Here is a 12,542-nt window from a genome sequence, read left to right on the forward strand (position 1 = left end):
GCGGTCCGAAAAGCGTAGCGGGGACTACGGTTGAGGGCCGCGACGCCGCGGACGGGCGTCTGAACACGACCCCCCTGCACACGACCCGGGGGGCGGCGCCGTGCTGTCGACAGGCTGCGTCAAGCCGCTTGCCCGATGCCCCACATCGCGCTGCGCGGCTTTCCTGTCCTGTCGACAGCACGCCACCGCGCAGACCATGGAGGTGGCGAGAAATGCGGGCTAGTCCTGAAAGTCGGAACCGTGGTTGCCGCGGGCTCCGCATCGCCATCCCCGCCGCGCTCGTTGCCCTGGCGACGGCCGCGCCGGCCCAGGCGGAGGTCAGTTCGGAAACGGCCTACGTCCTGAACACCTTTTCCTTCCTCATCCATGGCGCCCTGGTGCTGTGGATGGCCGCCGGCTTCGCCATGCTCGAGTCGGGCCTGGTGCGCACCAAGAGCGTGACCACCATCCTGCTTAAGAACCTGGCGCTGTTCTCCATCGCCGGGGTTACCTACTTCCTGGTCGGCTACAACCTGATGTACGACGGCGTCGACGGCGGCTTGATCGGCAATCCGGGCTGGTGGGGCGCGGACGACGGCGCCGCCTTGGACGGCGATTTCTCCGCCGGCTATGCCGCCTCCTCCGACTGGTTCTTCCAGATGGTGTTCGTGGCGACGGCGGCCTCGATCGTCTCCGGTGCGCTGGCCGAGCGGATCAAGCTCTGGCCCTTCCTGGCCTTCGTCACGGTGCTCACCGCGGTGATCTATCCCGTTCAGGGCGCCTGGCAGTGGGGCGGCGGCTGGCTGTCCGAGCTGGGCTTCGCCGACTTCGCCGGCTCCACCATCGTCCACTCGGTGGGCGGCTGGGCGGCCCTGACCGGGGCCATCATCGTCGGTGCGCGCCGCGGCAAGTACCTGGAGAACGGCAGGGTCGCGGCCATGCCGGGGTCTTCCCTGCCGCTGGCCACCCTGGGCACCTTCATCCTCTGGCTCGGCTGGCTCGGCTTCAACGGCGGCTCGCAGCTCGCGTTGGGATCGGCCGGCGACGCCATCGCCATCGCCAACATCTACGCCAACACCACCATCGCCTCGGCCGGCGGCGTGCTGGCGGCCATGGGCCTGTCGCAGATCCTGGACCGCAAGGTGGACCTGACCATGGCGCTGAACGGGGCCCTGGCCGGCCTGGTCAGCATCACCGCCGGGCCGGACACCCCGACCCTCGGCGCGGCCTTGCTGATCGGCAGCATCGGCGGTGCCCTGGTGGTGGTGACCGTGCCGCTGCTGGACCGCCTGAGGATCGACGACGTCGTCGGTGCGATCCCGGTCCACCTGGTGGCCGGCATCTGGGGCACCATGGCGGTGCCGCTGACCAACGGCGATGCCAGCTTCGTCACCCAGGCCATCGGCGTCATCGCCATCGGCGCCTTCGTCGTGGCGAGCAGCACCGCTGTCTGGCTGATCCTGAAGGCCCTGGTCGGCCTGCGGCTCAGCGCCGAGGCGGAAACCCAGGGCGTCGACGAGGCCGAGACCGGCATGCGCGCCTATCCGGAATTCGGCCTGCCGCAGCGCTGAACCCCGACAGCCGCACATAAAGCTGAGGGGTGGAGGATCTCAAGGCCTCCACCCCCGGCACCTAACAACCGCGAACCACCCGAGGAACCAGACCCATGTCACGCAAGACCGCAGCGGACAGACCCTCGAAAACCAACGGCCGGAAGAACTTCGCCAGCCTGGTCGGCCGCAAGGCCGACGGCATAGACGTCGAGACCGATCAAGCGCTTGACGGCCGTGAGGAGATGCTCTTCCGCGCCCTCGATCTGGACAACGACCATCAGGTCCTGCGCAGCGACCTGGAGCAGGTGCTGCGGCAGGTCGGCCTCTCCGCTGACGACCCGCGCCTGCAGGAGAGCATGGCCGCCCTCGATGCCCATCACCGCGCCGCCACGGCGGCGCGGGAGGAAGAGCCCGAGCCCGGCATTCCCAAGGATGAATTCTTCCGGGCCATCCGCCACAACATCCTGCTGATCGAGCGGGCACTCCAGGGCAACCTGGTGATCCCCGATTTCGATGCCTTTGCCCGGGAGATCGATGCGCTGTTCCAGGAAACGCGCAAGAACCGTTCCGGCGAACCTGCGGACTACATCCCGCAGCTCAACCTACCCGAGCCCGCCGTGGACCAGTTCGGTCTGGCAGTCTGCAGCATCGACGGCCAGCGCCACGCCGCCGGCGATGCAGAGGTGTTCTTTCCGGTTGAATCGGTCTGCAAGCCAGTGAGCTACTGCCTCGCCCTGGAAGAGCACGGCGCCGAGACGGTGCATTCCTTCATCGGCCATGAGCCCAGCGGCGGCAGCTTCAACGAGCTGGTGCTCGACAAGCAGAACCGCCCGCACAATCCGATGATCAACGCCGGTGCGATCATGAGCTGCGCGCTGATCAAGCATAAGGAAAAGCGCGACAAGAAGATGCGCTACGCCTTCGGCGACCTCGAGGCGCGGGGCTGGTCCGGCGCCCGCTTCGACCATGTCATGGAAACCTGGCAGGCGCTCTGCGGCGGCGAGAAACCCCGCTTCAGCACGCCGGTCTACCTCTCCGAGCGGGCGACCGCCGACCGCAACTTCGCCCTGGGCTACTACATGCGGGAGAAGAATGCCTTCCCCGCCGGCGCCGAGCTGGAAGACGTGCTGGACTTCTATTTCCAGTGCTGCTCCATCGAGCTGAACTGCCAGATGATGTCCCTGGTCGCCGCGACCCTGGCCAACGGCGGCATCTGTCCGGTGAGCGGCCAACGCGTGTTCCAGCCGACGACCGTGCAGTCCTGCCTGTCGCTGATGTCCTCCTGCGGCATGTACGACTTCTCCGGCGAATTCGCCTTCACCATCGGCCTGCCCGCGAAGAGCGGAGTCTCCGGCGCGATCATGATCGTCGTCCCGAACGTGCTGGGCATCTGCACCTGGTCGCCGCGGCTCGATGAGATCGGCAATTCGGTGCGCGGCCTGGAGTTCTGCCGCCGCCTGGTGGAGACCTTCAACTTCCACAACTACGACAACCTGACCGGCCTCTCGGAGAAGAAGGATCCGAGGGTCAGCCAGATCCAGCGCCAGGCGGTGAAGGTCAACGAACTGATCTGGGCCTCCAGCAAGGGCGACCTCAGCGCCATGCGCGATCAACTGCTGCACGGCGCCGACCTGAACTCCGCCGACTACGACCTGCGCACGCCACTGCACCTGGCCGCCGCGGAGAACCAGCCGGAGGTGGTGAAGTTCTTCATCGAGCAGCAGGCCGCCGGTCTCCAGAGCATTGACCTCAACCCCCGGGACCGCTGGGGCGGCACGCCCCTGGACGACGCCCATCTGCACGGCAATGCAGAGATCATCGCGCTGTTGGAACGCGCCGGCGGCCAGCGGGGCAAGCTCGGGACAGCGGTCAGCCCCGGCGTCTGCACCGGAACGAACGGGCTACAGGCCGACTCCCACAAGATCGCAGAGCTGGTGCTGGCGGCGAGCACCGGCGACCTCGTCACCATCCGCCGGCTGGTCGCCCAGGGCGTGCCCCTGGACACTGCCGACTATGACGCGCGCACCCCGTTGCACCTGGCGGCGGCCGAAGGGCATGCGGAGATCGTCCAGTACTTCGTCACCCAGAAGCTCGACGTCAATCCGCGCGACCGCTGGGGCAACACGCCGTTGGACGATGCGCTGCGGCACGACCGCGCGGCGGTCGCCGACCTGCTGCGCCGTCACGGCGGGCGGGACGGCAAGACCGCGGCGCCCAAGCGCCCGGAGAAGCGGCAAAGGGTTTCGGCCTGAGGCTCTTTGGGCTCAGTAGCGGTTGATGACCGTGAAGCCGAGGGTGTCGAAGCGGTCCATGGCGGCACGGAGATCACACAGGGCATCACCCCGGCCGTTCGCTCATTTCCAGATGCAGGGCTTCGCCCTCGTAGGGGTGTGCCCGGGCCACGGCCTCGTCCAGTTCGACCCCGAGACCCGGCGCCTCGGGCGGGATCACATAGCCTTCCTCCCAGCGCACCGGCCGCTTCAGGATCTCGGCGTGGAATCCGCCCCAGGTCTGGATCGATTCCAGGATCAGGAAGTTGGGGCTGCAGGTGCTGAGCTGGATGTTGGCGGCGCCGACCACCGGCCCGCAATAGAGGTGCGGGGCGATCTGCGCGTAGAAGGTCTCCGCCATCCCGGCGACCTTCTTGGCCTCCAGGAGGCCGCCGACGCGCCCAAGGTTCATCTGCAGGATGGCGGCCGCCTTGGCCTGCAGCAGGGCGGAAAACTCGTACTTGGTGGTCAACCGCTCGCCGCTGGCCACCGGGATCGAGGTGGCGCGCGCCACCTGCCCCATAGCTTCGGGCATCTCCGGCGGCGTCGGCTCCTCGAACCACAGCGGGTCGTAAGGCTCCAGGCGTTTGGCGAGGCGGATGGCGCCGGCCGGAGTCATCTGCCCGTGGGTGCCGAAGAGAAGATCGCAGGAAGTCCCCACCGCCTCGCGCAGCCGTTTCACGAAGATCTCGCAGCGTTCCAGCGCCTCCAGGGAAAGCTGGCGCGGGTCATAGACACTGTAGGGGCCCGCCGGGTCGAACTTCACCGCGGTGAATCCCTGGGCCTGGTATTCGCAGGCGCGCTCGGCCGCCAGGTCCGGGTCGAGGTAGACCTCTTCGTCCTCCCCTGGTTTGGGATAGAGATAGGTATAGCTGCGCAGGCGTTCGTGGACCTTTCCGCCCAAAAGGTCGTAGACGGGCCGGTTCAACTCCTTGCCGACGATGTCCCAGCAGGCCATCTCGATGCCGCTGAGGACTCCCATGAGGGAGGGGTCCGGGCGCTGGCTGTAGCCGCTGCCGTAGACCCGGCGCCAGAGGTCCTCGATGCGAAAGGGATCGCTGCCGATCACCTGGCGCTCACAGACGTCGGCGATCATCGCCTCCACCGCGCGCGGGTGAAAGGGCAGGCAATAGACCTCGCCGATGCCCTCTATGCCGCTGTCGGTGGTCAGCTTCACGAAGACCCAGTAGCGTCCGCCGAAGTGCGGCGGCGGATTGCCGACGACAAAGACCTCGAAGGCGCTGATCTTCATGCGTTGGACTCCCCCCACCCGGTTGGCCGCGACTCGCGGCGGCTCGGGATCGCAAGAGATCGATTACGCGATGGCGCGGAGTCCCGCGTCAAGCCAAGAAACGCGCCATCAGGAGGTCGCTAAGAGGCTGGACAGCAGCGGAGGGATCGGGCTCTCCTGCCCGCCATCGCGAACCGGCGGCCAGGGGGACGGACATGCGAATCGCCTTTATCGGTCTGGGCAATGTGGGCTTCCCCTTGGCCAGAAACCTGCTGAACGCCGGGCACGAGATGACGCTCTTCGACCTCGACCCGGCGCGCGCGGCGCCCCTCGTTCAGGCCGGCGCGCGCCTTGCCGACTCGGTTGCGGCGGCGGCCCAGAGCGCGGAAGTGGCCGTCACCTCGCTGCCGAACCCCGCCGCCGTCACCGCCGTGGTGCCGGGCGACGACGGCCTGCTGGCCGCGCTTGCCTCCGGCAGCCTCTGGATCGAGATGAGCACCACCGACGAGGCGGACATGCGCCGCTACGCCGGGGACGCGGCGGCCCGCGGCCTCGATGTGCTCGAGGCCCCCATCACCGGCGGCGCCAACCGCGCCTGGACCGGGGAGATTTCGATCCTGGTGGGCGGCGACGAAGCGGTCTTCGAGCGCTACCGCCCGCTGCTGGCCGTCATGGGCGGAGAAATCGAGCACATGGGCACCATCGGCGCGGCGTCCGTCGTCAAGGTCATAACCAACATGCTGGCCTTCGTTCATCTCTGGGCCAGCGGCGAAGCCATGATGCTGGCCAAGCGCAACGGCGTGGACCTGGCGAAGGCCTTTCACGGCATCCGCATCTCCTCGGGCAATTCCTTTGCCCATGAGACCGAGGGCCAGCTCGTGCTCAACGGCTCCTACAACTGCGCCTTCACCCTGGGCCTGGCGATGAAGGACCTGCGCTTGGCGACGAAGCTGGCGCGGGAATCCGAAACGCCGCTGCCCATGGCGGATCTGGTGAACGACATCTTCGAGCGGGCCATGGCCGCCTATGGCGACGAGGCCTGGTCGACTCAGGCCGTCAAACTGTTGGAAGATCAGCTCCAGGAGCCCTTGCGCGCGCCCGGCTTTCCCGAGGTCCTGGAAGGCATGGGCGGCGCGGATGCGGCCTCAACGCAAAAGGGCTGATCAAGGGCAGACAGGCGAGCGGAGGAACGAGGACCATGGACGAACTGCGATGGGGTGTCCTGAGCACCGCCAGGATCGGGGTCGAAAAGGTGATCCCCGGGATTCAGCGCTCCAAACGCGGCCACGTGGCGGCCATCGCCTCGCGGGACCTGGCCCGCGCCCAGGCAGCAGCGTCCGAGTTGGGAATCGCCAAGGCCTACGGCAGCTACCGGGAGCTCCTGGCCGACCCGGAGATCGACGCGGTCTACAACCCCCTGCCCAACAACCTCCACGTCGACCTCACCCTGGAAGCTGCCGCCGCCGGCAAGGCGGTGCTCTGCGAGAAACCCATCGGCCTGGACCGGACCGACGCCGAACGGCTACTGGCCATCGACGGCAAGGTGCCGGTGATGGAGGCCTTCATGGTGCGCTTCCACCCGCAATGGCTCTGGGCGCGGGAGGCCATCCGCTCCGGCAGCCTGGGGGAGGTGCGGGCCATCCAGGCCTTCTTCTCCTACTACAACCGCGACCCCGCCAATATCCGCAACGCGCCGGAAACCGGCGGCGGCGCATTGCTCGACATCGGCTGCTATCCCATCGTCGCCGGGCGGTTCTTCTTCGAGGCCGAGCCGCAGAGGGTCTTCGCCCTCATCGAACGGGACCCGGACTTCGGCACCGACCGTCTGACCACCGGCATCCTGGATTTTGCGGAGGGCCGGCGCGTCGACTTCACGGTCTCGACCCAGGTCGTACTCTATCAGCGCATTCAGATCGTGGGCACCGCCGGGCGTCTGGAGATCGTCATCCCCTTCAACGCGCCCCAGGGCGAGCCTGCCCGCATCCTGCTGGACGACGGCGGCAACCTGGACGGCAGCACCATCAAGGTTCAGGCGATCGCCGCCTCCGACCAATACGCAGAGCAGGCCGACGCCTTCGCCGCCGTGGTGCAGGGCGAGAGCGATCTGCCCTACGGCATCGCCGATGCGATCCAGAACATGCGGATCATCGACGCCCTCTTCCGCTCGGAAGAAAGCGGCAGTTGGGAGCAGCCCTAGAACCGGGTCCGGTCAGGCGTCGGGGCGTTCCCCGAGGGCGATGCGGGCCTCGATCTTGTCGAGTACCGCCGGCAGGTCAGCCACCGTGTCGATCACGTAGTGCGCCCCCGCGGTCTCCAGCTTCGCTACGGCCTCGCCGTTCAAGCGGTCACGCTCCTCGGTTGGGGTCTCGGCCAGCTCTTCCACCGACAGGCCCACCTCGTTGCCTGAGAGGGAGACGCCCACGGTCCAGGTGCCCGCGGCGCGGCCTTCGGCAATGCCGGGGTCGGTGTCGTCCACCTTCACGCAGGCAGAGGCCGGCCAGACGCCCAGGTCGACGAAGCACTTGTACATCATCAGCGGCGAAGGCCGCCCGGCGACAAGATCGCCGGCGCAGACGAGGTTGTCCGGCGCATAGCCCTGTTCGGCGGCCAGCGGCAGCACCGGCGCCATGATGTCGCGGGTGTATCCGGTGGTCGAACCGATCTTGATGCCCAGGCCCCGCAGGTCCGCCACCATGCCGGCGGCACCGGGAACCAGCGCCGCATAGTCGCTGACGATGCGTGCGTTCAAGGGCACGAAGATGTCGTAGACCCGCTGCGCTGCGGCGTCGTCGAAGGGGGCACCGCCGTGGGCGACCTTCCAGGCTTCGGCGACGCGCGGGAGCGCGCCCAGCGCCTTGATGTGGTCCAGCTTCGGCAGACCCATGGGCCCCCGCGCCTCGGCCACCGTCAGGTCGACGCCGAACTCCCCGAACACCTCGACAAAGGCGCCCATGGGCGCCCGCGAGCCGAAATCGATCATCGTTCCGGCCCAGTCGAAAATCACCGCCTTGATCAGGCTCATCTCAGCGCCTTTCCTGCTAGAGCCGCTCTTTCAGCATGGCTTGTGCGCCGTTGCAAGCTCCGGAATAGGACATCTGCGCCGCCACTGCGGATCGGCCTTGGCTGTTCCCCGGCGAACTGCGACAAAGTCGCCCAGCGCGTCTCAATAGTACTGAGGAAAGGGTGACATGGCCGAACCGGCAAGGGCCTGGCAACGCATGCTTTCGGGTCGGCGGCTGGATCTTCTCGACCCCTCGCCGCTGGACATCGAGATCGACGACATCGCCCAGGGGCTGTCCCGGGTGGCCCGCTGGAACGGACAGACCAGCGGCAGCTCCGCCTTCTCGGTTGCCCAGCACTCGCTGCTGGTCGAGACCCTTGTCGGCGAGCTGCGCCCTGGCGCATCGCCCGCCGAACGGCTCGGCGCGCTGCTGCACGATGCCCCGGAGTACGTCATCGGCGACCTGATCACGCCCTTCAAGGCGGCGGTCGGCTTGGACTACAAGGCCCTGGAGTTGCGCCTGATGACGGCCATTCGCCTGCGCTTCGGTCTCACCGGCGCGGTGCCGGAAGCACTCGCCAAACTGATCAAGAAGGCTGACCGCAGCGCAGCCTTCCTGGAAGCGACCCAGCTCGCCGGGTTCTCGATCACCGAGGGCCGGCGCCTCTTCGGCCGGCATAAGCGCTTCGAATCCATGACCTTGACGCCCTGGCCGGCCCCAAAGGCCAAGCGCCTTTTCCTGGCGCGTTACCAAAATCTGTCAAAGCGCGTCTAATCAAAACCGCAGATTTCTGGTCATCCCGCGAGAGTTGATTATAATTCCTCCCGCAACAGTCGCAGATTCGCGGCGATGCCACAAAAAGACAGAAGGCGGCGGGCTGATCGATAGCCCCCGGTCGAACCCTTGGGGACCGGGTTACATGGCGTTCACGGAGCAGCTTGACGAGCCGTTGCTCGTCGAGCTTCATCGCTACTGGATCGGCTGCGCCAATGGCCGAAGGGCACCGGCGCGCTCCGACATCGATCCCATCGACATTCCTCGGCTGCTGCCCTACGTGACACTGATCGAGGTTCTCGACCGGGCGGGACGGTTCCGCTGCCGTCTGGCGGGAACCAAGGTGGAGGCGATGTACGGCTGCGCCCTGACCAACTGTTTCGTCGACGAGGCCATCGATGGCCACTATCGCGACCATCTGCTTGGCCTCTTCAGGACGCTGGTGGACGGCTTCGCGCCGATCTATTCGGAAAACTGGTTTCAGCCGGACAAAGCCCAAAGGATCCACATCAAGAGCCTCATGCTGCCACTTTCCGACGACCAGCAAGACATCAACATGGTGCTCTCCGCCACGGTGAGCACACCGGACTGTGCGAACGACAAGTCCGCGCCCCTGCGCATCCAAGACCACTTCGAGCCCAAGAATGTCACAACCCGGAAACTCTAAGGCGGGCGAGTGAAGGAGCAACGAACGGCCAGCGGCCTCAGCGCGGCCTTGCCGTCTCTCATGTGATGCCTAGACTGAGTCCTGCGCCGCCTGAACCGGAGTGCCACTGCCTTTGATCGTCCTGCTGTCAAGCCTTGCCGGTTTGTCTCTCCTGATCTGGATCTATCTGCTGGTCTTCCGGGGCGGGTTCTGGCGCTGCGCGCAACGCCCCGACGGCGCCATCCGGGAACCGGCGGTCTGGCCGGCGGTCGCTGTCATCGTCCCGGCGCGAAACGAGGCGGCGGTGATTGGCGAGAGCCTGCCCACCCTGCTGGCGCAGGATTACCCCGGCCCCTTCTCGGTGATCCTGGTCGACGACCACAGCAGCGACGGCACCGCAGAGGCGGCCCTGCGCGCGGCTGACGGAGAGAACGAGCGGTTGTCGCTACTGCAGGCCCCCGACCTGCCGGCCGGCTGGACCGGCAAGCTCTGGGCCCTGGAGCAGGGTCTGCGGGCCGCTCCGGAGGACTGCCGCTATCTCTGGTTCAGCGACGCCGACATCGCCCAAGGGCCCGGCGGCTTGCGCTGGCTGGTGTCCAAGGCCGAAACCGAGGCACGAGATCTGGTTTCGCTGATGGTGGCGCTGCGCTGCGAGGCCTTCTGGGAGCGGCTACTGATTCCGCCATTCATCTACTTCTTCCAGAAGCTCTATCCCTTCGCCTGGGTCAACGACCCGAAGAGGCGCGATGCAGCGGCGGCCGGCGGCTGCATCCTGGTCAGGCGCGATGCGCTGCAGGCAGTCGGCGGCCTGAATGCGATCCGCGGCGCGCTGATCGACGACTGCAGCCTGGCCGCCAGTATCAAGGCCGGCCGCCGCCCCGCCAGTGGCGGCATCTGGCTGGGCCTCGCCACCGAAGCCCGCTCGATCCGGCCCTACCAGGGGCTTTCGGCCATCTGGACCATGGTGGCGCGTACCGCCTACACGCAGTTGCGCTACAATCCCCTGCTGCTGGCCGGTACGCTCCTGGGCATGGCTCTCACCTATCTGGCACCGCCGCTGCTTCTGCTCAGCGCACCCTGGCATCACAGCGCCCCGACGACGCTGATGGCGGGGCTCGCCTGGCTGCTGATGGCCCTCTCCCTGCTGCCGACACTGCGGCTCTACCGGCAACCGCCCTGGCTGGCTCCCCTCCTGCCGCTGGCCGCGGCCTTCTACAGTGCCATGACCTGCGATTCGGCCTGGCGCCACTGGCGGGGTGTCGGCGGCCACTGGAAGGGCCGGACCCACGCGGCGACGGCCCCGCAAGACCAGTCCCCCGTAACATCGAGCGGCCGATGACCAGGCCGGCGGTGGAGACCCCGTCGGGCAAGGGCGCGGCGGATGAAAACTTCCCGGTCGGGTCCTGGCTGTTGCCGGCGGCCCTGCGCCCGCACGTCGCGACCTACTACGCCTTTGCCCGCGCCATCGACGACATCGCGGACAACCCGGAGCTTTCCGCCGAAGACAAGATCGCGCGCCTCTCCCTCTTCGACACCGCCCTGCTGGACGCTTCCGAAGACCGGCCCGGCCTCGAAAAGGCGGCGCGCCTTCGCGACAGTCTCGCGGCGACGGCGGTCCCTTCGGCCCGGGGCAGCGATCTGGTCGCCGCCTTCAAGCAGGATGCGGTGAAGCTGCGCTACGCGGATTGGGGTGAGCTGCTGGGCTACTGCCGCCTGTCGGCAAATCCGGTCGGGCGCTACCTCTTGGATCTGCACGGCGAAAGCCCGGAGGGTTACGCCAGCTCCGACGCACTCTGCACCGCCTTGCAGGTTCTCAACCACCTGCAGGACTGCCAGGACGACTATCGCGCCCTGGACCGCGTCTACCTGCCGGAAGATTGGCTGCGGGCCGAAAGCCTGGACGTGACCGTGCTCGAACTCGCCGCTTCACCGCCCGGGCTACGCCGCGTCCTGGACCGCTGCTTGGACCGGGTGGATGTGCTGTTGGACGAGGCCGAACAGCTCCCGGCACTCCTGCGGTCGGCCCGCCTGGCGATGGAATCGGCGGTCATCGTCCGCCTCGCCAGGCGTCTTGCGGTGCGGCTGCGGCGCGGCGACCCGCTGGCCGGACGGGTCGCGCTCAGCCGCGCGGACTTCGTTCTCTGCGGTCTCAAGGGGGTTCTCGGCGTGCAATTGCAAAGAGCCCTGGGCCGGCCACAATCGGCACGACAGGGCGGATGATAACGGCGATGCAAAGTTCTTCCGACGGCTTGCTTGCCGCCGCCGAAGCCCATGTGCGCCAGGTCGCCACCGATTCCGGCTCCTCCTTCCTCTGGGGCATGCGCCTCTTGCCCCGCCCCCGGCGGGAGGCCATGTACGCCATCTACGCCTTCTGCCGGGAGGTCGACGACATCGCCGACGAAGGCGGCAGGCCGGTGGAGAAACTTGCGCGGCTCGCCGACTGGCGCGAAGAGATCGAGCGGCTCTATGCCGGGCAGCCTGGGCAGCCGACAACCAGGGCCCTGCTGCGGCCGGTCGAAGACTACGGCTTGCCGAAAGCGGAGTTTCACGCCGTCATCGACGGCATGGAAATGGATGCGCAGGAGAACATCTGCGCGCCGGAAATGGAGACCTTCCGCCTCTATTGCCGGCGGGTCGCGGGCGCGGTCGGCGTGCTCTCGGTCCACGCCTTCGGCGCCACCGAGCCGGAGGCAAAGGCCCTGGCCCTGGCCGAGGGCGATGCCCTGCAGTTCACCAATATCCTGCGCGACGTGCGGGAGGACGCCGGACGCGGTCGCCTCTATCTGCCGCGCGAGCTGCTCGAACACAACGGCATCGCAAGCCGCGATCCCGCAGCCGTGTTGGAGGATGCCCGGTTGCCGGCGGCCTGCCGCGCGCTGGCCGTCATGGCCGAGGAGCGTTTCGCGGAGGCCGAACGGCTGATGTCTCTCTGCGGGCGCGGCCCGATGCGCCCGGCGCGCATCATGCTGGCGGTCTATCGCCGTTTGCTGACCCGCCTGCAGCATCAGGACTGGTGCGACATGTCGGTGCGGGTCAGTCTGCCCAAGGCGGAGAAACTCTGGATCGCCTTGCGGAACGGATTCTGAT

11 protein-coding genes are annotated in these 12,542 nt (G+C 67.5%); 9 read left to right on the forward strand and 2 right to left on the reverse strand.

The window, feature by feature from the left end; all coding sequences use genetic code 11:
- Window positions 1-212 precede the first annotated feature (212 nt).
- The gene (locus tag Q0996_RS11615) at window positions 213-1,550 is read left to right on the forward strand and encodes an ammonium transporter (protein ID WP_299619385.1); all 1,338 of its coding nucleotides are present in this window, start codon (window positions 213-215) and stop codon (window positions 1,548-1,550) included.
- Between the two features lie 95 nt (window positions 1,551-1,645).
- A complete protein-coding gene (gene glsA, locus Q0996_RS11620; protein WP_299619388.1) occupies window positions 1,646-3,784 on the forward strand; it encodes a glutaminase A in 2,139 nt (712 codons plus the stop codon).
- An 85-nt stretch (window positions 3,785-3,869) separates the two neighbouring features.
- Here the strand turns inward: glsA and Q0996_RS11625 are convergent, their stop codons facing one another.
- On the reverse strand, window positions 3,870-5,054 hold the full coding sequence (locus Q0996_RS11625) for a mandelate racemase/muconate lactonizing enzyme family protein (protein ID WP_299619390.1): 1,185 nt from the start codon (window positions 5,052-5,054) through the stop codon (window positions 3,870-3,872).
- Between the two features lie 194 nt (window positions 5,055-5,248).
- Between Q0996_RS11625 and Q0996_RS11630 the strand changes: the two genes are divergently transcribed.
- Entirely contained in the window at window positions 5,249-6,196 is a 948-nt protein-coding gene (locus Q0996_RS11630; protein WP_299619392.1) for an NAD(P)-dependent oxidoreductase, read from the forward strand.
- 35 nt (window positions 6,197-6,231) lie between these two features.
- On the forward strand, window positions 6,232-7,230 hold the full coding sequence (locus Q0996_RS11635) for a Gfo/Idh/MocA family protein (protein ID WP_299619395.1): 999 nt from the start codon (window positions 6,232-6,234) through the stop codon (window positions 7,228-7,230).
- Window positions 7,231-7,242: 12 nt separating this feature from the next.
- Here the strand turns inward: Q0996_RS11635 and phnX are convergent, their stop codons facing one another.
- Complete coding sequence (gene phnX / locus Q0996_RS11640) at window positions 7,243-8,055, reverse strand: phosphonoacetaldehyde hydrolase (RefSeq protein WP_299619398.1); 813 nt, start codon at window positions 8,053-8,055, stop codon at window positions 7,243-7,245.
- Between the two features lie 166 nt (window positions 8,056-8,221).
- Between phnX and Q0996_RS11645 the strand changes: the two genes are divergently transcribed.
- The 5 genes from Q0996_RS11645 to hpnD all read left to right on the forward strand — a co-directional run bounded on the left by Q0996_RS11645 (window position 8,222) and on the right by hpnD (window position 12,541).
- Complete coding sequence (locus Q0996_RS11645; RefSeq protein WP_299619401.1) at window positions 8,222-8,809, forward strand: HD family hydrolase; 588 nt, start codon at window positions 8,222-8,224, stop codon at window positions 8,807-8,809.
- Between the two features lie 145 nt (window positions 8,810-8,954).
- The gene (locus Q0996_RS11650) at window positions 8,955-9,476 is read left to right on the forward strand and encodes a PAS domain-containing protein (protein ID WP_299619403.1); all 522 of its coding nucleotides are present in this window, start codon (window positions 8,955-8,957) and stop codon (window positions 9,474-9,476) included.
- Window positions 9,477-9,576: 100 nt separating this feature from the next.
- Window positions 9,577-10,794, forward strand: coding sequence for a glycosyltransferase (locus Q0996_RS11655; protein ID WP_299619406.1), 1,218 nt, complete (start codon window positions 9,577-9,579; stop codon window positions 10,792-10,794).
- A complete protein-coding gene (hpnC, locus tag Q0996_RS11660; RefSeq protein ID WP_299619409.1) occupies window positions 10,791-11,675 on the forward strand; it encodes a squalene synthase HpnC in 885 nt (294 codons plus the stop codon). Before Q0996_RS11655 ends, hpnC begins: the two co-directional genes overlap by 4 nt.
- Before the next feature lie 8 nt (window positions 11,676-11,683).
- Window positions 11,684-12,541 (forward strand): presqualene diphosphate synthase HpnD, encoded by an 858-nt coding sequence (gene hpnD, locus Q0996_RS11665; RefSeq protein WP_299619412.1) that lies wholly within the window; start codon window positions 11,684-11,686, stop codon window positions 12,539-12,541.
- Window position 12,542 lies beyond the last annotated feature (1 nt).

This window comes from Pelagibius sp., from assembly GCF_028289705.1.
Classification (GTDB): domain Bacteria; phylum Pseudomonadota; class Alphaproteobacteria; order Kiloniellales; family Kiloniellaceae; genus Pelagibius.

Bases quoted from the DNA above. Each gene is read 5' to 3' on its own strand.
- glsA (WP_299619388.1), top strand. From the start codon at position 1,646: ATGTCACGCAAGACCGCAGCGGACAGACCCTCGAAAACCAACGGCCGG.
- phnX (WP_299619398.1), bottom strand. From the start codon at position 8,055: ATGAGCCTGATCAAGGCGGTGATTTTCGACTGGGCCGGAACGATGATC.
- Q0996_RS11635 (WP_299619395.1), top strand. From the start codon at position 6,232: ATGGACGAACTGCGATGGGGTGTCCTGAGCACCGCCAGGATCGGGGTC.
- hpnD (WP_299619412.1), top strand. From the start codon at position 11,684: ATGCAAAGTTCTTCCGACGGCTTGCTTGCCGCCGCCGAAGCCCATGTG.
- Q0996_RS11625 (WP_299619390.1), bottom strand. From the start codon at position 5,054: ATGAAGATCAGCGCCTTCGAGGTCTTTGTCGTCGGCAATCCGCCGCCG.
- Q0996_RS11645 (WP_299619401.1), top strand. From the start codon at position 8,222: ATGGCCGAACCGGCAAGGGCCTGGCAACGCATGCTTTCGGGTCGGCGG.
- Q0996_RS11615 (WP_299619385.1), top strand. From the start codon at position 213: ATGCGGGCTAGTCCTGAAAGTCGGAACCGTGGTTGCCGCGGGCTCCGC.
- hpnC (WP_299619409.1), top strand. From the start codon at position 10,791: ATGACCAGGCCGGCGGTGGAGACCCCGTCGGGCAAGGGCGCGGCGGAT.
- Q0996_RS11630 (WP_299619392.1), top strand. From the start codon at position 5,249: ATGCGAATCGCCTTTATCGGTCTGGGCAATGTGGGCTTCCCCTTGGCC.
- Q0996_RS11650 (WP_299619403.1), top strand. From the start codon at position 8,955: ATGGCGTTCACGGAGCAGCTTGACGAGCCGTTGCTCGTCGAGCTTCAT.